Genomic DNA, 19669 nt, shown 5'->3' on the forward strand with positions numbered 1-19669 from the left:
CGCGAAGCTGGTGAAATTCGTCAATCCCTTTGCGCCCAGACGGGGGCCTTCATCATCTCATGCCGATAGGATCAAACAATGGATACGCGATGGGCTTGATCTGAAGGAAGATGTCGCAATCACCGTGACGGAGGTTCGCTGCCGCGAATCCGGCTGTCCTGACCTGGAGACGGTCATCAGCATATTGGAGCGGCCGATACGCTCCTTGCGCGTCGGCAAGGCCGCGGCAATGATTGCAGAGCCCGACATCGCGCTCGCGCTGCAAATCGGGCAACGGCTTCTCGACGCAAATGCGGAGAGTTCATCCCCGAAGGTCAGCGCCAAACAGCATTGAAGGCATGGACTGGATCGAGGATCAAATTGAATGGATTGCGGACGGCAAAAAGGTTGCCGTCGGCCTGAGCCGTTTTGGAACGGGCAAGAACCTGCTCCTTTTGCCGGCGCTCAGCTCGATCTCGACCCGCGCCGAAATGCGACCGCTGCAGGAGCGGCTCGGCGCATCCTTTGCCACGACGGCCATCGACTGGCCCGGCTTCGGCGCCTTGCCTCGCCCCAGGATTGCCTGGCGCCCGGAACTTTATCGTACATTCCTGCGCTTCGTGACGCAGAGTGTCGTTCAGCCTGCTGCGACCATCGCTGCCGGTCATGGCGCGGGCTATGCGCTGGCAGTGGCCGCCGAAAATCCGGGTGGCTTCGGTCGCCTATGCCTGCTGTCCCCAACCTGGCGTGGGCCGCTTCCAACCATGACCGGCAGGCGCATGGCGCTGTTTCGCGGGCTGGCCAAGGCCGTCGACCTGCCACTTGCCGGGTCTTTTCTCTATCGGCTCAATGTGAACAGCCTTGTCATCGGCATGATGGCGCGCGGCCATGTCTATGCCGATCCGGCCTGGCTGACGCCGGAGCGCATGGCCGAAAAACGCACCGTCACCGACGCGCTCGGCGCCCGCTACGCTTCCTTCCGCTTCGTCGCCGGGGAACTCGATCCGTTCACCGATCGCGATGCCTTCCTGGAAAGCGTGAGACGAATCTCGACGAAGATACTCGTCGTCTACGGCGGCGGAACCCCACGCAAGTCCAAGGCGGAGATGACGGGCCTGGCATCGCTGACGAATGTGCGGACCGTCGTACTGCCGCGCGGCAAGCTCTCATTCTACGAGGAGTTTCCGGACCAGACCTGGGAGACGATCCACCCGTTTCTCCTCGAATCCGACTGAGGTCGGATCGGTGGCCGGTTCGCGATGCCGGGTATGGCGTTACCGTGACCTGTGGTTGCTGATTCAGGAAGCTGAGGCATTGCAGCTGGCGCAGCGCACCTTGAGTTCAATGGCGACAGTATCGACCTAAAAGGCCTCTTGCTCGGCCCAGGCCACACGACGATCGACTGTCTCGTCGTGGTGTTCAACAACAGTTCCACATCGGTCGCAGACCGCGAGGATCGTTGTTTGTCCACGATGGGGGTGCGCGTCGGTGCAGCGCACAAAGGCGTTCATGCTCTCGACCTTGCGGACGATACCGCATTGAATAAGACTGTTGACCGCCCGGTAAACCTGCACCGGTGATTTGATCCCCCGAGGCCCAAGTTCCCTCAAAATCTCGTAGGCGCCGATCGGCTTACCTGCCTTCTCTATGATCTCCAGCACGAGCGCCTGGTTCTTGGTCAGACCGCCGGGGATCGTGCCGACGCGATTGAGATCGAGCATTCGGTTCACATTCCTGTTATAAAATAACATAACTTTCTGTTGACCCATGTAATAACATAACCTACCCAAGGGTCAACTGGAATTGAAATCTACCGGAGATCAGATGCAGGCAGAGGCAGGGCGCAAATTACCGGTGACCGTCCTTTCCGGCTTTCTCGGCGCCGGAAAGACGACACTTCTCAACACCATTCTCGGCAATCGCCAGGGTCGGCGGGTCGCAGTGATCGTCAACGACATGAGCGAGGTCAACATCGATGGGTCGCTGATCCGCGACGGCGGGGCGAACCTGTCGCGGACCGACGAGCAACTGGTCGAGATGACCAATGGCTGCATCTGCTGCACCTTGAGGGACGACCTTCTGAAGGAAGTTCAGGCGCTGGCAAGGCAGGGCCGGTTTGACAATCTTCTGATCGAATCCACCGGCGTTTCCGAGCCGCTTCCGGTTGCCTCCACCTTCGAGTTTCGTGACGAAAATGGCGTCAGCCTGTCGGACGTGGCGAAGCTCGACGCCATGGTCACCGTGGTCGACGCCGCCAATCTGCTGAAGGACTACGCCTCGAGCGATTTCCTGAAAGATCGCGGTGAATCGCTTGGCAATGGGGATAACCGCGCGCTTGTCGATCTGCTGGTCGAGCAGATCGAATTTGCCGATGTCATCGTGCTCAACAAGGTGTCGGCCGCGACGGCGGGCCACCTCGACGCCGCGCGAAAGATCGTGCGTGCGCTCAATCGGGATGCGCGGATCATCGAGACTGATTTTGGTCGGGTGGACCTTGCGGCAATCCTCGACACCGGCCTGTTCGATTTCGACAAGGCGCATGAGCATCCGCTCTGGTTCAAGGAGCTGAACGGCTTTTCCGAACACGTTCCCGAAACCGAGGAATACGGGATTAGTTCGTTCGTTTACCGGGCGCGCCGGCCCTTCGATCCGACGAGGTTCAAGGCTTTCATCGACCGCGCATGGCCGGGCGTCGTCCGCGCCAAGGGATTCTGCTGGCTGGCCACGCGCCCGCGGCATGTTGGCGAATTGAGCCAGGCTGGTGCGTTGGTCCGCAGCGGCCGGCGCGGCTTCTGGTGGTCGGCGGTTCGAAGGCCAGATGGCCCGACAACGACGGCTGGCGCCAGTCCATGCTGCCTTACTTCGATCCGGTTTGGGGAGACCGCCGGCAGGAGATCGCCTTCATCGGAATGCACCCGATGAACGAAGCGCGCATCCGGGATAAACTCGATTCCTGCTTGGTTGCCGCCGAAACTTTCTCGCCGGCGCAATGGAAGCATCTGTCCGATCCGTTTCCGCGCCGGACGGAGGAAGCCGCATGAACTGGCCACGAATCTCGGCGGGGCGAACGATCTTCGCCCGCAGCTTCCTCGTCTGGTCCGCGTTCGAGCGTCTGGGGGTCTTGGTCCTCATCATCGTCGCGCTGTGGCTGGCGGTTGCCTGGGCGGTGTCGCTGGCATGAACAACACAGATCCCGCAGCCGCCGAGGCGGGCGGCCGCCTCATCAGCCTGTCGAACGTGACAGTCGCCTATGATCGGCGCCCGGCCGTGCATCATCTTTCCGGCTCGTTTCTTCCGGGCAGCATGACGGCGATCGCGGGCCCGAATGGCGCCGGCAAATCGACGCTGGTCAAGGCGCTGATGAACCAGCTCCCTGTCGTGGAAGGACATATCGACCACGCCGAACTTTCCTCGCGCGACTTCGGCTACCTGCCGCAGGCGGCGGAGATCGACCGCAGTTTCCCGCTGAGCGTCGGAGACACGGTCATGCTCGGCGGGTGGCACGTCGTCGGCGCGTTTCGCGGTATCACCGCGGCGATCACGGCGAAGGCGCGTGAGGCGCTGTCGGCCGTCGGCCTGGAGGGGTTCGAACGTCGTCCCATTGGCTCGCTGTCCGCAGGGCAGTTCCAGCGTGTGCTGTTCGCCCGGTTGCTGCTGCAGGACGCGCGGGTCATCCTGCTCGATGAGCCGTTCACCGCCATCGACGCCAGGACCACGCGCGACCTGATGGATATCCTGCTGCGTTGGCACCGCGACGGCCGCACGATCATCGCCGTCCTGCATGATTTCGAGCAGGTGCGGGCACATTTCCCCGAAACGCTGCTGATCGCCCGCGAACCGATCGGATGGGGTCCGACATCATCGGTGATGACCGCAGAGAATCTGCTCAAGGCAAGAGCCATGGCGGAAAACTGGGACGACTTTGCCGAGGTTTGTCACCGGCCGGGGAATAAGGCGGCATGAGCCTCCACGACCTGCTTTTGGCGCCTTTCGCCGACTATGGCTTCATGCGCCGGGCGCTTGTCGCCTGTTTCTGCCTTGGACTGGGCTCCGGCCCGGTCGGCGTGCTCCTGATGCTGCGCCGTATGAGCCTGGTCGGGGATTCGCTCAGCCATGCCGTGCTTCCCGGCGCGGCGGTCGGCTTCCTGTTCGCGGGCTTTTCGCTGACGGCCATGGGCATCGGCGGGCTGATCGCCGGGCTCGCCGTTGCGATCCTGTCGGGCATCGTCAGCCGCACGACGTCGCTGCGCGAGGATGCCAGTTTCGCCACCTTCTATCTCACGTCGCTCGCCGCCGGCGTGCTGATCGTCTCGCTGCGCGGATCGAGCCGGGATCTGCTGCACGTACTGTTCGGCACCATCCTCGCGATCGACGCGCCGGCGCTTTACCTCGTCGCGACGATCGCTTCGCTCACGCTGATCATCCTTGCGATCGTATACCGCCCGTTGATCGCAGAATGTTTCGACCCCGGATTTCTTCGCGCGGTCGGCGGACGCGGGCCGCTCCACCATCTCGTCTTTCTCTTCCTGGTCGTTCTCAATCTCGTCGCCGGCTTTCAGGCCCTGGGTACGCTCATGGCGGTGGGGCTCATGATGCTGCCCGCCGCGATTGCCCGGCTATGGGCACGCAGCGTGCCCGGAATGTTCATCGTCGCGGCTTCGACGGCAGCGCTCTCCGGTTTCATCGGGCTGATCGCCTCATTCCATCTCGGCTACGCCTCGGGACCATGCATTATCCTGACCGCAAGCCTCCTCTATTGCGTCTCGCTGCTTGCCGCTCCGTCGGGTGCCGTGCGGCGCCTGTTTCCCCGCCCACACCTTACGGGCTGATCACCAAGGAGAGTCTCGATGAGAAGACTGAACATGATGGCCACGCTTGGGCTGAGCGCTGTTGCCGTGTTGGCGGTGGCGGCCGCTGCCTCCGCGAAGACACTGCATGTCGTTGCGAGCTTCACGGTGCTTGCCGACGTGGCCAAGGAAGTCGGCGGCAGCAATGTCGAAGTCAAGACAATCGTACCGGCCGACGGCGATCCCCATGAATACGAGCCGACGCCGGACGACGCCAAGAACCTCAAAGCCGCCGATGTCGTTTTCGTCAGTGGCGAAGGACTGGAGGGCTGGATGGATCGCCTGATCAGCGGTTCCGGTTACACCGGAACGCCGGTCGTCGCTTCCGAAGGCGTCAAGACCCGCACGATGGATGAGGACGGCAAGACCGTGACCGATCCGCATGTCTGGAACAGCCCGGTCAATGTCGAGGTCTGGGTCGGCAACATCGAGAAGGCGCTCGAGGCGGCCGATCCCGAGGAGGCAGGACATTTCAAGGCGAATGCCGAGAGATACATGAAGAAGCTCCATGAACTCGACACCTACGCGCGTTCCAAGATCGACCCGATTCCGCAGGAGAAGCGCAAGGTGCTGACCAGCCATGACGCCTTCGGCTATTTCGGACGTGAGTACGGAGTTTCTTTCTTGTCGCCGCTTGGCTTGTCGACCGAGTCCGAGGCCTCGGCCGGCGACGTCGCCAAGCTGATCGGGCAGATCAAGAAGGAAGGCGCGAAGACCTATTTCTTTGAAAACTCCAACGATCCGCGTCTCGTCAAGCAGATCGCGGGCGCCACTGGCGCCGAAGCGGGCGGAGAGCTCTACGTCGAGGCCCTTTCGAAGGAGGACGGTCCCGCGCCAACCTACGCCAGGATGTTCAAATACAACGTCGACCAATTGGCTGCTGCCATGGCTAAGCAGAAGGTTGCTGCGAAGTAGGGGGCCCGTGCGTCGAGTGGTGAAAGGCCCGGTGGAGCCGGGGCCCTCGCGCTATTGCTTCTTGATCTCGAGGGATGCACTTGGCAGGTGGTCGATGACGGCCAGTGCGCTGCGATCGCTCGTCCCGCTAGCCGGTGAAGGTCCGCACAACCACCGACGCTGCCGGCAAAGTGCGTCGCTGAATTCTGCTGGCGCCGGCGCGGCGGCGGCAGCGCCCTACATGCCTTGGCCATGCCTTCGACCCAAAAGCTGCCGATCCGGAACCGGCCTAAAAGCCGTCACCGGACGGATCTACAATCAGGAGACCGACCGAGGTTCTTTTGAGGTTTCGTCTTTTCTGTATTGCGCCGGCCGAATTGCGCACGTGCACATGTGGACGCAGGGTGCCTCGATCCGCATTAGTGCAAACTTGATACGAGTTCTCATTCTGGGGGTTTTGTAGAGACCCACTATTGAAGAAGCACTCTTCTGCTAGCCGCGACGCTCAGCATAGAGCGTAAACGTGGCTTGGCTCACGGTCTCGATCAGCTAACTGCCGCCCCGGCGCCCCATGCACTGACGCCAGCCATCACTAAGTCCTAGGCTTTCGTTTGGGCGGCCCCTTTTGGGCCGGTGTAGGTTGCGGTTTGCGTCCGAGCCCCGCCGCCTTCGCGAGCGTAGATCTTTGAGCTGCGTAGTTCGGCGCAACCATCGGGTAATCCGGCTTCAGTCCCCACTTTTCGCGGTATTCGTCTGGAGTGAGCCCATAATGCACCGCAAGATGCCTTTTCAGTGATTTGAATTTCTTCCCGTCTTCAAGGCAGATGATGTAGTCAGGTGTTACCGACCTTTTCGGATTGGTAGCCGGATCCTGCTTCGGAAGCGCGCTCACGCTCGGCCGGCCAAGGCCTGACAGCGACGAATGGATCGAGGCGATGAGGTCCGGCAACCCAGCGACGGGCATGGGATTTTGGCTGACGTAGGCAGAGACAAGGTCTGCCGTCAGCCCTACAAGATCGGCCGTCACGGCTTCGTTTTGTTCGCTCAAGTATTCGCTCCTCGTATTGGGTCAAATCCGCTTCGCCACTTGTCCTATATCGCAATTTTGGGCGGCGCCAAATAGCGCTGCTGAAACTGTTAGATTGGGCTCTGGCGGGCGGCCACTCTCAGGGGGCATTTGATCCGCCTGGGGGGTTCCTGGAAGCATTTCGAACGTTCTGGGTCGCGCCTCAGCCCGAATTGCGGGTGCTTGTGGACAAAGTCGGACACTAGATTCGGCTTTGGAGACGTTTGGTGGCATAGAGCTGTGGCACGTTCGCCTTACTGATAACGGGGCTTTAGCGACTCCAAATGGCTGACGTACAAACGGCAATTCTGCGTCCAATGTCGGTCATCGCAACCCGTATTGCCATCCCGGCGGGTCCTTCCGGCACGAAATGCTCGACCTAGCGCGCCACGACCTTCGCCGTCACGCCATAGGTCCGCGCCGCAGCGGCTGTTGAAGGGCGGCCTTCAACAACGGCGAGCGCTATCTCCTCTCGACGCAACGGCGCCAAACGGGCATTTTTGGGATGTTCATTCGGCTCTCCGGGTATCGCTGAAGCTTTGCCATCTCAGCTTTCCCGGCCCCAGATGGACAAGCTCCTGAAAGCTCACATTTAGCGGGCGTTATTTTTGTTGCCCGTCGAAGCCGCCGTTCCGCTTTCGGTGCCAAAATTGGCTTCCCAGACTATGGCTAACTTGGCTTTCTGGCCAAGGCCAACGCCAGCTCAGGATCGCAAGGCCGCTCAATGATCGGGGCGTGATGACCGACCTTGGGGTGCCGCCCTCTACAGGATGTTAAGTCGCTTGGTTTTCTGGCTATACTGAGCTATCGACGCCTGATGGCGATGTTTAGAGAATTGCGTACAAAGTTGGGGATGCGAAAGCCCTATCCGGGCAAGCACGTTACTGTTGGGCGAAAAACCTACGGCGTTGATGTCAGCAACGTCTTCCAAGCGACGGCCGAAGCACCTGTCATCATTGGAAGCTACTGCTCGATCGCCGCGGGCGTTCTTTTCATAGCCGCCGGCGAGCATCCCATCTCACTGGTCTCGACGTATCCTTTCGCCGGCGCGGACCGAGATCTGACAAAGGGGCCGATCACTATCGGCAACGATGTGTGGATAGGCTCTCGCGCCATCGTACTTTCCGGCGTGACGATTGGCCATGGCGCTGTTGTTGGGGCGGGCTCGGTTGTCACAAAGGATGTGCCGCCCTACGGAATTGTTGCGGGCAACCCGGCGAGGCTGATCAGACATCGCTTTGAGCCAGAAGTCATAGCCGGTCTGCTCGCCATTCGGTGGTGGGACTGGAGCGATGAAAAGATTGAAGCCGCCATGCCCGACTTTCACCACTCAGTGTCCGATTTCGTCTCGAAATACCAGTAGCTCTATCTCGCGAAAAAGGCGGGCACCCACCGCCTGCGCTGCCGTTGGAGGGAATGGCCGCCGCCATGATCACATTAGGAGAGTACAAATTGCGGGATTGGAGCCGCCTTCGGCCGATTACCCATGCATACAAATCTATTCGCTATAGAGCTATTGACGGACGATTTCTGTCGCAACGAGCACGGAAAGGCGACATTCAGGCTATTTGCGCCGCCGCTCGGGACCGCCGTGTGCTGCTGACGATAGCAGTCAGCGATGCTCAATGTCTTGATATGCAGTTGCGACTGGCGAGGGGACTGGTTCGCCACGATCTGCACATCATTGCTGACAACAGCATCGGTGAAGCCGCCGCCGATGAGAACGAGCAAGTATGCGCGAGTCATGGCGCTGTCTATGTCAGGCTCCCTGTCAATCCATGGACAGCAAGAAATGCCAGCCGGTCTCACGGCGCTGCGATGAATTGGATGTGGCACAACATTCTGAAGCCGGCCGCGCCGGCAGCATTCGGATTCCTTGACCAGGATCTTTTCCCGACGCAGCCATGTGACCCCTTCCAACCCCTTAAAGACGCGGCCTTTTACGGTGATCTGCGTTGGTCAGGCGCGCGGTGGTTTCTCTGGGCTGGCTACTGCTTCTTTCGATTTGATGCGGTCGCCCGTGAGCCTCTCGATTTCGGGCTCGACTGGTTCGCCAACCGTCTAGATACTGGCGGTGCAAATTGGAACGTGCTTTATCGGCACGCGGACCCAAACACGGTGCCGCAACGGCCGATCACTTCATTCGCTGCCTTGCCGGGGGTCGAACTCAGACAGGCCTATTGCGAATGGCGGGGAACTTGGCTCCATGAGGTCGGCCTGGACGGAGACTTGTCTTTAAAGGCGAGAAAGCGCGAAGCGGTCTTGCGGCTGCTAGAACCGGCGCTTCAGCGCCGATGCTGACCAGTTGTGAATTGGCAATGCCGCGCTCTTGGTAAAGTACTCTACCCGTGAATGGCTGAGGCTGCGGCCGATCATCGACCGTAAGAATCAGGTCAGAAACGCTGGCTGCAGGGCCACAGGCGTGAGGACACGCACGGCCCTGACACGTTGAGGGAACACCGTGTCGCCGAGAACGCACGCTGGTGGGCTCGTAGCTGAGGTGCTATGTTCATTGCCGCTAAATTAAAATGGAAAAAGTGTGGTGGGCTTGAGGGTGCGTCCCAAAACAGTTGCGGTCGTTCTGTTAGTCGGCTTGGCCGCGCCCTTGTCATTCGCGGCAACGAACTTCATTTGCAAACGGCTGGCAGCGTCGAGCGCTGCCGATACTCTAAATCCAAACGCGCTTCCTACGGCTGGCACGAAATTCATTTCGCCCAAGGAGGCTGATAGCGGAGAAGCTACAACTTTGACATTATGGCGGTGGCAAGCATCATACCCACACTTAAAAACCAGAGGAAAAGCAGAATTTTCCATTCTCTCTTTCGACTAGATATAAAGCGTGTCAGATATCGCCCTTGCCGATCCATGATAGGAAAGTCTTTTATTATGATAAATCAAATAATAACTTTAAACAACAACGCAGGAAGAAATGTGCCGAAGCCGACAATGCTAGTGATCAATCCTTTCGGCCCTACGAGATTAGTCATCTTTCGCACTTCAATTTTCCGGGCAGCGCTTGTGATTTGCGAATAGCATACCCGCTTCGGTTAACAGCCGAGCCCATCTACCGCAACTTCTCATCGACCCGCAACAGGCCGCTGGCAGGCTCCGCTGTCCTCACCCCGTCTGTCACCCGTCTCGCGCGCTGGTGAGTCTTCCAGACCGTTTCTGGCGGCGGGCGACGCGCTCTCCCTACTCAATGTGCATATGTGGCGGCAGGGAGCGAGGCAGTCGACCAGAGCCCTCCCTTTCCCGATGACGGAAGCCTGTTCTGGACCCCGGTGTCTCGATCAGGAACAGGAAGACCAGGTGCGACCCGGCAAATTCCTGAATACGCGAAGCAGTTAGAAGCATTGCCGCTAGAGCATTTCTGTTGGCAGGCTTGAAGTGGCAATCATTTATGGCGATATTTGTGTGTACCACGGACTGGAGAACGCCATTGTCGAGATCATTATCGATCAATTGGAACGGCTAAAGACAGCACGGGCGAAGGAGCTTTTAGATCAAGATCGCTTGGAGGACGTAAGAACCAGAAGCGTGTCGACGCTGCCTAACTTGAGCAACGAGCGCATTACCATTGAGCAAGTTGATGGGATAGCTAAGGTTAAAGTTCTAGTCCCAAGCTTACGCTGACCAGCGGTTTCCTGTCGCGGTCAGTGACGGACGACCTGGTGAAGGCGGCGGAGCGCGAAGGCATCCCAGTACCCGAGATTAACGCAGAATCGACAGCATTTTCGAAGTGATTTTCGAGGCTATGGAGAACCGCGAAGGCAGCTAGCGTAGCAAAATGGAACACATTGCACGCCGCGCTGTTGTCTATGCGGCGGTCGGTCCCCCCGGGGGTTAGCCGCTGGACTGGAAAAAGTCGCAGGAAGGCCCGTCGCTTACGCTCATTAGCTGCGACGGGCTTTCGTTAGGAACAGCTAAATTTGCGTAGTCGAAGCAGAAGGAGCATGATTGCGTTTCTGCCCCGCGCGGCACACGGGTAAGGGCCAAGCGCTGCACACGGGCGCGTATTGGGCAGCGTGCGTTGGATATCGTTCCTGCTGGCAGACCCAGCCGGATTCCGGTAGTGGCAAGCCAGATGCCAACCGGACCTAAAGGCCAGAAGCGAGACCCGCCGACGTGATTGGCAACGCCGTTTGCGTTATCGGCATCGCCACTGGCGAGGAAGCCGACGACGGACGACACCAGCTCAAACTGTGGTCCCCATCCCATTGTCCAAACCCGCTGCAAAGGTCGATGGAACACGTTTGCGAGAAGATGGACGCCGTTGCGCCGAAGTTGGGCAGCTACACCCTATGGATCGACCGCTTGCCCCCATAACGCTGATACGGCCCACAGTTGCCGACAATTCTAACAACGCTAAATCAAGCTGGGATATTACCGGATTCCATAACGCTATGCATAAGTCTTGTTAAGGCGTAATCTGTTTTGGTCGCCCGCGCATAACTGGCAACGGACGCTTGGAAGAGACGATCAGGCTTTCGCCCAACCGGAGGAAAGCTATGTCCAGCGAGAGCGGCCGCGAAACTCAGACTGCTAAGCAAAAGCAAGTCAACTGGCTTGTAGACAGAACTGGCATCACCCCTACACAGGCCTATGAGCTTATCGACTTGCTCGGTATGAGCAATCCGCCGTCGCTGGTGCGTGAAGCGCTTTTGCTGAAAAAGTAGTCCTGCCCAAGGGTGGCGACGTCCCACCATCAGGTCGAGCGCTGCGGCGTACTCGGCATGGCCCATGCCGCTCCAGTTCATCGCCTCGACATGCATGCTCCAGAACGCCCGAAGCGCGATCCCACCGCTGATAGCGCGGCCGCCTTTGGGGACCCTTCGGCTGCGGCGCCTTGCGCTGGCGTCCGGTCTTCTTGCGACACAAATTCTGCAGCTTTTTCGCACGCTTGCGCAGGTCATCGTTGCTCACCAGATGGTGCATCCACAGCTCCAATGCTCCTGATCGAAAGATCGCGCTGCGGGCAAAATTCCTGCGCACTGAGAGTGCTGCCGAGCCAGCTCGCGACCTGCGACGACCAGTAGGGCTTTTGGCCTTGGCCCAAGAGCGGCGAGGCGCCATCCGAAGTATCGCCCACAAACCGAAGGAACCCGACATGACGCGAGACTTCACTACTTCAACTATGTGCAGGGACCGGACGGTTACTACGATCGAAGACCGATTGCCGCCCGTAGGCCCACCAGCGCCGGCGAGGCTTTCCAGTCGAACCGGCGCGCGCTTGCGCCGGCTTTCCCTTCAAGATGAACTTGCCAAGCATCACCTGCTCGGAGCTATTCTTGTTGATCTGCCGGCGAGCCTTCATGCCGCGCTCGCGGCTTTCGGCCAGACGCAGCGCCAAAGCGCGTAGCGAGCCCGCAAGCGCGATGGGCGGGGCTTTCAGGGCTGCTGCAATGTCGTCAAAGATCGCTTCCATGGTTGCCACCTGCGATTTCTTCGAGGCAACCATAGAACGAAACAGGGATTTTTGAATCCCCCTCGCTGTTGCTGCAAAACCTACAGCGACCATGGTCATCGGGCTCTATGACATCCCTTGTGCAAGCTTCCTGGATCAGGCGGACCATCCAGGGAAAGGGGCACACAGTTTGAGGGAAGGGGCTCGCACGCCGGCGCCTCGAAAGAGGATCGCGACAGGGCTCGTACCTCAGCCAGCCAACAACGTCGGCGGCTGCTCCCCGGGTCTTGCCACCGCGGAGCCCAGGTCGAGAAAGATGGCATGGTCCAGATAGAGGCAGCGCAGGCCCGCGGCATGTTGCGCGCCATGCGCTTCCGCCGCCTTGAGCGCGGGCAAGCCACTCACCTGCTCGCGGACGTCACGGCTGTACTGGGATCTGTCGATATCGTGCTGGGTGACGTGGACGGATAATGGGAGAACCCACTCAAAGTGGTCACTTCGTTTCCGGCTTCACCTCGGTATTGCGAAGCCCATTGCCATTGCCCATTCGACTGCGGCGCGGGCTGGTCGCACTACCAAGCTGAAGCTTGCCTCGGCCTGAGACCTGCAATGGTATGGGGAGGCAAACCCAGATCACGCGTTTGTTTGCGAGCCTACCCCTTAAATGCCTTGCTCTGTCACCGCGCGCTTGGAAGAGTCGTTGCCTTATCCCGTCGTTAGAGCACCAAGGAAGAAATCCATGCGCAATATCTTACTTGCAACAGTGTTCAGTGCCGTTGCCCCCCTCACTCTGTCGAACCCCGCTTACGCCCATGCCAAGCTGGAGGCGGCCCAGCCGCCCATCAACGGGACTGTCAAGGACGCGCCGACTGAGCTCGACCTCAAGTTCAGCGAGGAGCTCAATCTGAAGTTCACCGGCGTGAAGGTGACCGGACCCGACAAAAAGGAAATCAAGACCGACGGCGACATGCTGATGGATGGCGACAAGACTTTCATGGTCAACCTTCCCGCTGGACTCGGCGCGGGCAACTACAAGGTCGAATGGCACGCGCTCTCGCAGGACGGCCACAAGACCCACGGCACCTACAAATTCACCGTGAAGCCCTGATCGCAAGACGGTGGGAATCCGTCGGTGTTCCCGCCACCGTTCGCGCCGATGACAGACGCTCCTTCCATGCGCAGGAAAGCGGTTCGATGAGCCCGGACACGCTGCTCGCGGCATGCCGCTTCCTGCACGACGGAGCGCTGATGGCGTTGTGGGGATGCTTCGGGTATCTGGCGACGCTTGTTCCGGAAGGTCTGGCCAAAGAGGTATCGGACAAGCTGGCGGCCTCGCGTCTCGCGGCAGCCGGGCTGGCGGCGGTGACGACGCTTCTGGCCCTGCCTCTTCAGGCGGCGATCATCGGCGAAGGCTGGCCGGATGCCGCGAACGGGCAGATGCTGATGGATGTCATCACGTCGACCAGCGTCGGCAAGGCGTGGCTGGCGCAGCTTGCCGGCGTCGTCGTGGTGGTGATCGCGCAATTTCTTGCCGTTCGCCACCGACTGGCAGCGACGGCGGCAACATCGGGCCTGGCGCTAGCAACGCTTGCGCTCAGCGGCCACGCGGTCATGCAGGAGGGATGGCAGGGCGTCGCGCACCCGCTCAACGACATGCTTCATGTGCTGGCTGCCGGGGCATGGTTCGGCGCGCTCCTGCCGCTCCTCCTTGTGCTCTCCGCCTTCGGCCAACCGCCCTCTCGGGCGGAGGCATCGGTCGCGCTTCGCCGCTTTTCGACGGCCGGCCACTGGGCGGTCGCGCTGGCGATCCTTTCCGGTGTGGCGAATAGCTTTTTCATCGTCGGCTGGCCGCCGCTGGGCTGGGGCTCGACTTATCGGGTGTTGCTGACGGCAAAGATCGCCGTCGTCTCCGTGATGACAGCATTGGCGATCCTCAACCGCTACTGGTTCGTACCCCGCATCCGCCGCGACTGGGCAGCGGCCGTAGCGGCGATTCGAACCGGTACGCTAGCGGAGATCGGGCTCGGGCTCACAGCCATCCTGCTCGTCTCGATCTTCGGCATGCTCGATCCCGCCGGACTGCAGTGACGGGTCGCTGAGGCACCCGTCACACGAAGCTGTGATACCCAAGATACCCGTTGACCAATGCGCCGCGCTGTGGCGAATTTGGCGCCGATGGTTCCCCTCGGGGATCAAAAGGGAACACGGTGCGGAGAGATCTCAAGCCGTGGCTGTCCCCGCAACTGTAAGCGGCGTGCCGTTTTCATTTGCCACTGGTCGCATGGGTCGGGAAGTCGAAAACGGTGGTAAGCCGCGAGCCAGGAGACCTGCCATCCCGGACGTCAAAGCAGAACACCGGACGGGTGATCCGGTGTGCGAGCCCGACTGAGAGGCGGGCAAGTCCCCTGCGATGACAGCAACGTCTAAGGCAGAAACCATGCTGACCGCTCTATCGAAACTATTCAACGAAAGCACGCCGGACCTGAAGGCAAGGCTCGTCACAATCTACTGCGTACTCACTGTCCTCAACATCGGCGCCTGGATCTGGGCCTTCATCGCCTTTCACAACAAACCGGCATTGCTCGGCGTCGCGCTCGTCATCTACGGCCTGGGACTGCGCCACGCCGTCGATGCCGACCATATTGCGGCCGTCGACAACATCACGCGCAAGCTCATGCAGGACAACCAACGACCGGTATCGGTCGGCTTTTTCTTCGCCATGGGTCATTCCGCGATCGTGGTCATCGTCGCTGCGGCGGTCGCCGGAGCGGCGTCCCTGCTCGGCAGTTTCCAGAGCTTTCAAGACATCGGCGGCACGATAAGCACCGGCATCTCGGCGCTGTTCCTGCTCGCTATCGCGGCAATGAACATCATGATCTTCCTTTCGATCTACAAAAGCTACCGCCGTGTCCGGGCCGGCGGAGCCTATGTCGAGGAAGACCTCGACCTGTTGCTCAACAATCGCGGCTTTCTCGCCCGCATCTTCCGGCCGATGTTCAGGCTGGTGACGCAGAGCTGGCACATGTTCCCGCTGGGCTTCCTGTTCGGTCTCGGCTTCGACACGGCGACCGAGGTCGCTACGTTCGGCGTCTCGGCCACGCAGGCCGCAAGGGGCGTGTCGTTCGAGGCGATCCTGGTCTTCCCGGTGCTTTTCGCGGCCGGCATGTCGCTGGTCGACACCACGGACGGCGTGATGATGCTGGGCGCCTACGACTGGGCCTTCGTCAAGCCGATCCGCAAGCTGTACTACAACATGACCATCACGCTGGTGTCATCGTCGCGGTGCTGATCGGCGGCATCGAGGCGCTCGGCCTCGTCAGCGATAAGCTCGGGCTGTCGGGCGGATTCTGGGACGGCGTCGGCACGCTCAACGACAACTTCAACAATCTGGGCTTCGCCATCATCGGCATCTTCATCGCCGCCTGGGCAGTCTCCCACATCGTCTACAAGGCGAAAGGCCTCGACGAGGCCGATGTTGTGTCGGCTGTCCGGAAGTAGTTGCGTGCAGGGCCCGCCTGCGTTGTGCAAGCGGGCCTTGCCGCAGCCCGTTCAGGCTCCCGCGGGCTGGAAGCCAGCCTCCTTGAAGCGCCTGGGCATCAGGAAATCGACGATGGCGAACGCAACGATCGCCAGCCCCGTCAGCGGAAAGATGACCGAAATCGCGAGCGCGATCACGATGATGGCTGCCGGCGCCCGGTAGTTCTTCGGATAGAGCGGTGCGCCAAGACGCCCTGCCGGCCGGCGCTTCCACCACATCACGACGCCTGACAGCGCCATGGCGACGATCGACAGGCAGAACAACACGTTAAGCGCTGTGTTCCACCAGCCGAGATTGGCTTGGTGTGCAGGGCGATGCCCACCGCCATCGCCTTGCAAGCCCGTAGTCGGCGAAGCGCACATCTGCAAGTACCTTGCCGGTATAGCGCTCGATATGGACGGTGCGGTCGCCGAACGGGTTGCTGGTATCGGTGCCATCACATGTGAAGATAGCCCCAAAAAAAGTCCCATCCGATCGGACCAAAGTCCGTCGCGATTGCGGGTTGGCAAGCCGACACTCTGCCGGCGCGTCAGCCAGGTTGCCACCTTTGGACGCGAAGCCCGGCTTGCTTCGCTAAGAGCCGCACGTACCCGCCCCGAGCAAGCCGGGCGCCCCCTCATGAGTGCGTGACTGACCGAACATCGGGTTACGAGCTATTTTTCCCCAAAGGAACTTTGCTTCCCGAGTGAGGAAAGACCATTCCCGGCGAAGTATGCGAATACCGGCCCAGATTGCCGGAACCCGATTGGTCTGCCTGAATTGAGGCTAGGTGGTTGGTCGATCCTTCAGGGATGTAGCTAACCACCAGCCCGTCGCCGGTTAGCAGAGACAGGCGGCGGGCACCTAATCCGCTGGTGGCTAGAACCTTCTCCACATGGATTATAAGTGGCTATGCCACGTTTTTTCTTCGACATAGCCGACAACGGAGACGTCCACCACGACGCGCGTGGACTCTGACATTTGCCGATATGTCGTCGATTGCGGAGGAAGCGATACCCGTCAGGAACATAGTCGGTCGCTAAAAGTTCGCAGTGCGCTTGACCACCATCCCCTCCTGGAAAGGCGTTTGCTAGCATCCATTACGTAGGAGGAGGAGAAGACGGTTTTCCGATCCGCGGCGATTTGAACATGAGAAGGCGGATCGCGATTTCTCGGCCAGCCGGATCAGAAGGCCGCAATGGCCGGACGTCGCGTTCGCAGTCCGAGCGCCGTTTCCGAAGCGTGCCCAACCTTCAGAACCGTGGCGTCCCTCAGATGCCGGCTGATGATCGACATCGAGGTCGCAGACCAGACACGGAGAAGCCGTTGCACAGCGCAAGAGCCGGACCGCCAGTCAAGTTGAAGGGTGGCCAGAACAGCAAGGGCCCTCGACCAGGCGCGACTATAGAAGCAACGTCCCATTTCCGGTTTTCGAATTGTGATGGAGAACGGATTGGAAGCCTGAGCGCTCTCATCTAGCCCCTACAGTGGGCGCGACATCATCTTCGAGGCATTGCGGTCGGATTGGCAGACTGGTCGACCCAGGCATGCGGATCGAAACGCGGGGCCTCTGTCAGCTTTCAGCGGTTAGCTGGATTTCGACACGGATATCGGGCAGCGCGAAGCTCGCTCCGACCGTGGCACGCGCCGGCGGCTCGGCACCGAGCCAGTCCACCCAAGCCTTGTTCATCGCGTCGAAATCCGCGACATCCTTCAGGCAGATCTGTGCGCACAGCAGCTGCGATCGGTCGGCGCCAACACTCTCCAGAAGCGCATCGGCCTTTCTCAATATCTGCCTGGTCTGGCCAGCTATGTCGGCTTCTTTGTCGTCGGCCGTCAGGCCGGAAAGGTAGATCGTTCCGTTATGGACGACCATCCGGCTGAGCTTCTCGTTCTTCTGGTGTCTTTCAATCTTGGCCATTGTCAGCCTGCGTTCGAGATATCATGCGTGCGCTGCGGTCTGTTTTGCGCTGGTCTCCGCCTATGCTGAAAGGAAAGCGGCTCGTGGCAAAATGTTCCGTGGGACCTCGCTGTGAGGACGGCAGCCGCCGACGGGCAGAGCTTTCAAACTCTGACATCCACAGCAGGGGACACATGCACTTTTACTAAAATTCCCGGAACCGATCGCGGCTGCGACCTTTGAATCCGGTTAGGGAGTGCTGAGTGTATGAGTAAATCGAAGGGGCAACTCGCCTTTATCGAATTCCAGTCACCGACGCTGGCCGAGAGGGCTCCTGATGGCGGCGAATGGCTCCACGAAATCAAATACGACGGATATCGAACCGAGATTGTCATTGAGGATGGGCAGGCGCGCGCCTTTACGCGCCGGGGCTACGACTGGTCCCACCGCTACAAGCGCATCATTCAGGCTGCTGCGACCCTCCCGATCAAATCCGCAATCATCGATGGCGAAGCGGTCGTCCTCGGCGCGACTGGCTTGCCGGACTTCCAAGCTCTCGAGCGCGAGCTGGGGAATCCGAACTCGTCAAAGCTCATGTTCTTCGCGTTCGATCTTTTGCACCTCAACGGCCGCGATCTTCGACAGCGACCACTCATTGAGCGCAAAGCCGCGCTGCAAAGCCTTTTGCAAGAAACGGCTCCAACGCTGACCTATGCCGAGCATCTGGATGTAACCGGTAAGGACGTGTTCGATCATGCTTGCAGAATGGGCTTGGAGGGCGTCGTATCCAAGCGAGCCGATGCCCCATATCGCTCAGGACGGCAAACAAGCTGGCTCAAGATCAAATGCATAAAGAGCGACACGTTCCCGATTGTCGCGTTCGTTGAAAAGCTCGGCGCGCAGCCCCGCCGCATCGCGTCACTGTACATCGGCAGGTGGCAAGGCGACCGGCTGCTTTATGCCGGGAAGGCGCAAAGCGGCTACACGCTTGAAGAAGCCCGGCGCGTTCGGGACCGGCTTGATCCCCTGATCATAGAGAAGTCTTCCTTATCGGAGGCGATCAAGAAACCGAAGGCGACTTGGGTCAAGCCAGAGGTCCTGGCCGAGGTGCAATTCAGCGGCGTGACGGATCGCGGCATTCTACGCGAGGCGGTGTTCAAGGGATTACGCGAGGATCTCCAAACCATCCCGGCGAAGCCACCATCGCCCTCCAAGCGAAGGATGGAAGGCCAACATGGCGTTCCTCGCGAGAACGTCCTGCAGCTTCTGCCCGAAGCTGTTGCGCCTTCTAAGGAGGAATTGGCGAGCTATTGGCGGCGGGTCGCCGACAGAGCGTTGGTCCATCTAGGTCGCCGACCATTAAAGCTGGTTCGCCATGCCTATGGGGCCACCTTCTACCACAAGGGGCCGCTGCCCCCGATCCCAGCTTCGGTGCGCCAGCTGCGGGTCCAAAAGCGCGAGGGTGGCGAAGGTGTCCGGGTCTGGGTAGATGATCTCGACGGCTTACTTGGATTGGTCGAAATGGACGCCGTCGAGCTTCATCCATGGAACGCTACCATTAACGACATCGAACACGCCGACCAGCTCGTCCTCGACCTTGACAGAGGGGAAGGCGTGGCATGGGAGGCGGTGATCGAGGCCGCGCTGTCGCTGCGTGGCATCCTGGAAGCAGCGGGCTTGGAGAGCTGGCCGAAAGTCACCGGCGGTAAGGGCATCCACCTCACGGCCCCGCTAGCGGCGGAGATGACGCATGACAGTGCCCGCAAACTGGCAAGATCGATGGCGCAATGCCTCGTTGACGCCGCTCCTGACCGGTACCTGCTATCAGCCGACCCGGCAGCGCGGAGAGGCCGCATTTTTCTTGATTATCTTCGCAACGGCCGAGGCAACACCGCAGTTGGTGCGTTCTCACCTCGATCGCGGCCCGGCTTTCCGATTGCCCATCCAGTTACATGGAAACAGGTTGAAGCAGGCATTAGGCCGGACGCTTTCACCATGAGCCATCCGTTCAAGCCCGCTGCTCAAAGGGCGGCTTGATTGTAAGAAAGAGCATAGCAGGGGG

18 protein-coding genes, 2 pseudogenes and 1 riboswitch are annotated in these 19669 nt (G+C 60.1%); of the genes and pseudogenes, 14 read left to right on the forward strand and 6 right to left on the reverse strand.

All coding sequences use genetic code 11. The features are described from left to right. Positions 1 to 10: 10 nt before the first annotated feature. Complete coding sequence (locus tag FJW06_RS15135) at positions 11 to 334, forward strand: nitrate reductase (RefSeq protein WP_181178309.1); 324 nt, start codon at positions 11 to 13, stop codon at positions 332 to 334. A 4-nt stretch (positions 335 to 338) separates the two neighbouring features. Further along, a complete protein-coding gene (locus FJW06_RS15140) occupies positions 339 to 1214 on the forward strand; it encodes an alpha/beta hydrolase (RefSeq protein WP_181178310.1) in 876 nt (291 codons plus the stop codon). Between the two features lie 126 nt (positions 1215 to 1340). Here FJW06_RS15140 and FJW06_RS15145 read toward each other — a convergent pair whose 3' ends face one another. After that, entirely contained in the window at positions 1341 to 1700 is a 360-nt protein-coding gene (locus FJW06_RS15145; RefSeq protein WP_140752990.1) for a transcriptional repressor, read from the reverse strand. A 103-nt stretch (positions 1701 to 1803) separates the two neighbouring features. Here FJW06_RS15145 and FJW06_RS15150 point away from each other — a divergent pair. The 5 genes and pseudogenes from FJW06_RS15150 (at position 1804) to FJW06_RS15165 (ending at position 5741) form a co-directional block, all read left to right on the forward strand. Next, positions 1804 to 3020 (forward strand): annotated as a pseudogene (locus tag FJW06_RS15150) (GTP-binding protein). After that, positions 3017 to 3160: a hypothetical protein gene (locus tag FJW06_RS30115; protein WP_181166889.1), complete on the forward strand. Its 144-nt coding sequence runs from the start codon at positions 3017 to 3019 to the stop codon at positions 3158 to 3160. Before FJW06_RS15150 ends, FJW06_RS30115 begins: the two are co-directional and overlap by 4 nt. Continuing rightward, positions 3157 to 3942, forward strand: a complete 786-nt coding sequence (locus FJW06_RS15155; RefSeq protein WP_140752992.1) for a metal ABC transporter ATP-binding protein — start codon at positions 3157 to 3159, stop codon at positions 3940 to 3942. The genes FJW06_RS30115 and FJW06_RS15155 overlap by 4 nt, the downstream gene beginning before the upstream one ends. Further along, entirely contained in the window at positions 3939 to 4808 is an 870-nt protein-coding gene (locus tag FJW06_RS15160; protein ID WP_140752994.1) for a metal ABC transporter permease, read from the forward strand. Before FJW06_RS15155 ends, FJW06_RS15160 begins: the two co-directional genes overlap by 4 nt. Before the next feature lie 18 nt (positions 4809 to 4826). Then, entirely contained in the window at positions 4827 to 5741 is a 915-nt protein-coding gene (locus FJW06_RS15165; protein WP_140752996.1) for a zinc ABC transporter substrate-binding protein, read from the forward strand. 571 nt (positions 5742 to 6312) lie between these two features. Here FJW06_RS15165 and FJW06_RS15170 read toward each other — a convergent pair. Further along, complete coding sequence (locus FJW06_RS15170; RefSeq protein ID WP_140752998.1) at positions 6313 to 6768, reverse strand: MucR family transcriptional regulator; 456 nt, start codon at positions 6766 to 6768, stop codon at positions 6313 to 6315. A gap of 835 nt (positions 6769 to 7603) precedes the next feature. Here FJW06_RS15170 and FJW06_RS30810 point away from each other — a divergent pair. From FJW06_RS30810 to FJW06_RS30120, 3 genes are all read left to right on the forward strand, one after another. Continuing rightward, positions 7604 to 8149 carry a CatB-related O-acetyltransferase gene (locus FJW06_RS30810; protein WP_140753000.1) on the forward strand — a complete coding sequence of 182 codons (546 nt, stop codon included), beginning with the start codon at positions 7604 to 7606 and terminating at the stop codon, positions 8147 to 8149. Positions 8150 to 8202: 53 nt separating this feature from the next. After that, positions 8203 to 9087: a hypothetical protein gene (locus FJW06_RS15180; protein WP_140753002.1), complete on the forward strand. Its 885-nt coding sequence runs from the start codon at positions 8203 to 8205 to the stop codon at positions 9085 to 9087. A gap of 2207 nt (positions 9088 to 11294) precedes the next feature. Next, complete coding sequence (locus FJW06_RS30120) at positions 11295 to 11462, forward strand: hypothetical protein (protein ID WP_181178312.1); 168 nt, start codon at positions 11295 to 11297, stop codon at positions 11460 to 11462. Positions 11463 to 11914: 452 nt separating this feature from the next. On the opposite strand, the gene FJW06_RS15185 is transcribed toward FJW06_RS30120, so the two are convergent. Continuing rightward, positions 11915 to 12310, reverse strand: a complete 396-nt coding sequence (locus FJW06_RS15185; protein ID WP_140753004.1) for a hypothetical protein — start codon at positions 12308 to 12310, stop codon at positions 11915 to 11917. A gap of 129 nt (positions 12311 to 12439) precedes the next feature. Next, positions 12440 to 12586 carry a hypothetical protein gene (locus FJW06_RS30125; protein WP_181178314.1) on the reverse strand — a complete coding sequence of 49 codons (147 nt, stop codon included), beginning with the start codon at positions 12584 to 12586 and terminating at the stop codon, positions 12440 to 12442. Positions 12587 to 12929: 343 nt separating this feature from the next. Between FJW06_RS30125 and copC the strand changes: the two genes are divergently transcribed. The 3 genes and pseudogenes from copC to FJW06_RS15200 all read left to right on the forward strand — a co-directional run bounded on the left by copC (position 12930) and on the right by FJW06_RS15200 (position 15688). Next, positions 12930 to 13298: a copper homeostasis periplasmic binding protein CopC gene (copC, locus tag FJW06_RS15190; protein ID WP_140753006.1), complete on the forward strand. Its 369-nt coding sequence runs from the start codon at positions 12930 to 12932 to the stop codon at positions 13296 to 13298. Between the two features lie 86 nt (positions 13299 to 13384). Beyond that, positions 13385 to 14278, forward strand: coding sequence for a copper homeostasis membrane protein CopD (gene copD, locus FJW06_RS15195; protein WP_140753008.1), 894 nt, complete (start codon positions 13385 to 13387; stop codon positions 14276 to 14278). Between the two features lie 71 nt (positions 14279 to 14349). Beyond that, positions 14350 to 14540: riboswitch (cobalamin riboswitch) on the forward strand. 87 nt (positions 14541 to 14627) lie between these two features. Further along, a pseudogene (locus FJW06_RS15200) lies at positions 14628 to 15688 on the forward strand (HoxN/HupN/NixA family nickel/cobalt transporter). A 51-nt stretch (positions 15689 to 15739) separates the two neighbouring features. On the opposite strand, the gene FJW06_RS30130 reads toward FJW06_RS15200, so the two are convergent. Both FJW06_RS30130 and FJW06_RS15210 read right to left on the reverse strand, forming a co-directional pair. Further along, positions 15740 to 16090 carry a PepSY domain-containing protein gene (locus tag FJW06_RS30130; protein ID WP_181178316.1) on the reverse strand — a complete coding sequence of 117 codons (351 nt, stop codon included), beginning with the start codon at positions 16088 to 16090 and terminating at the stop codon, positions 15740 to 15742. A gap of 1190 nt (positions 16091 to 17280) precedes the next feature. After that, complete coding sequence (locus tag FJW06_RS15210; protein WP_140753012.1) at positions 17281 to 17628, reverse strand: RidA family protein; 348 nt, start codon at positions 17626 to 17628, stop codon at positions 17281 to 17283. Between the two features lie 246 nt (positions 17629 to 17874). On the opposite strand from FJW06_RS15210, the gene ligD reads away from it, so the two are divergent. Then, positions 17875 to 19644, forward strand: a complete 1770-nt coding sequence (ligD, locus tag FJW06_RS15215; protein WP_140753014.1) for a DNA ligase D — start codon at positions 17875 to 17877, stop codon at positions 19642 to 19644. The last annotated feature ends 25 nt before the right edge of the window (positions 19645 to 19669 follow it).

Origin of the sequence: Mesorhizobium sp. B4-1-3, from assembly GCF_006439355.1 — a bacterium.
In the GTDB taxonomy this organism is placed as follows: domain Bacteria; phylum Pseudomonadota; class Alphaproteobacteria; order Rhizobiales; family Rhizobiaceae; genus Mesorhizobium.

Excerpts from the sequence above, each read along its gene's own strand:
- FJW06_RS15210 (WP_140753012.1), bottom strand. The coding sequence starts at position 17,628 with ATGGCCAAGATTGAAAGACACCAGAAGAACGAGAAGCTCAGCCGGATG.
- copD (WP_140753008.1), top strand. The coding sequence starts at position 13,385 with ATGAGCCCGGACACGCTGCTCGCGGCATGCCGCTTCCTGCACGACGGA.
- ligD (WP_140753014.1), top strand. The coding sequence starts at position 17,875 with ATGAGTAAATCGAAGGGGCAACTCGCCTTTATCGAATTCCAGTCACCG.
- FJW06_RS15145 (WP_140752990.1), bottom strand. The coding sequence starts at position 1,700 with ATGCTCGATCTCAATCGCGTCGGCACGATCCCCGGCGGTCTGACCAAG.
- FJW06_RS15140 (WP_181178310.1), top strand. The coding sequence starts at position 339 with ATGGACTGGATCGAGGATCAAATTGAATGGATTGCGGACGGCAAAAAG.
- FJW06_RS30810 (WP_140753000.1), top strand. The coding sequence starts at position 7,604 with ATGGCGATGTTTAGAGAATTGCGTACAAAGTTGGGGATGCGAAAGCCC.
- FJW06_RS15165 (WP_140752996.1), top strand. The coding sequence starts at position 4,827 with ATGAGAAGACTGAACATGATGGCCACGCTTGGGCTGAGCGCTGTTGCC.
- FJW06_RS30120 (WP_181178312.1), top strand. The coding sequence starts at position 11,295 with ATGTCCAGCGAGAGCGGCCGCGAAACTCAGACTGCTAAGCAAAAGCAA.
- FJW06_RS30115 (WP_181166889.1), top strand. The coding sequence starts at position 3,017 with ATGAACTGGCCACGAATCTCGGCGGGGCGAACGATCTTCGCCCGCAGC.
- FJW06_RS15185 (WP_140753004.1), bottom strand. The coding sequence starts at position 12,310 with ATGACCATGGTCGCTGTAGGTTTTGCAGCAACAGCGAGGGGGATTCAA.
- FJW06_RS15155 (WP_140752992.1), top strand. The coding sequence starts at position 3,157 with ATGAACAACACAGATCCCGCAGCCGCCGAGGCGGGCGGCCGCCTCATC.
- FJW06_RS15160 (WP_140752994.1), top strand. The coding sequence starts at position 3,939 with ATGAGCCTCCACGACCTGCTTTTGGCGCCTTTCGCCGACTATGGCTTC.
- FJW06_RS15180 (WP_140753002.1), top strand. The coding sequence starts at position 8,203 with ATGGCCGCCGCCATGATCACATTAGGAGAGTACAAATTGCGGGATTGG.
- FJW06_RS30130 (WP_181178316.1), bottom strand. The coding sequence starts at position 16,090 with ATGTGCGCTTCGCCGACTACGGGCTTGCAAGGCGATGGCGGTGGGCAT.
- copC (WP_140753006.1), top strand. The coding sequence starts at position 12,930 with ATGCGCAATATCTTACTTGCAACAGTGTTCAGTGCCGTTGCCCCCCTC.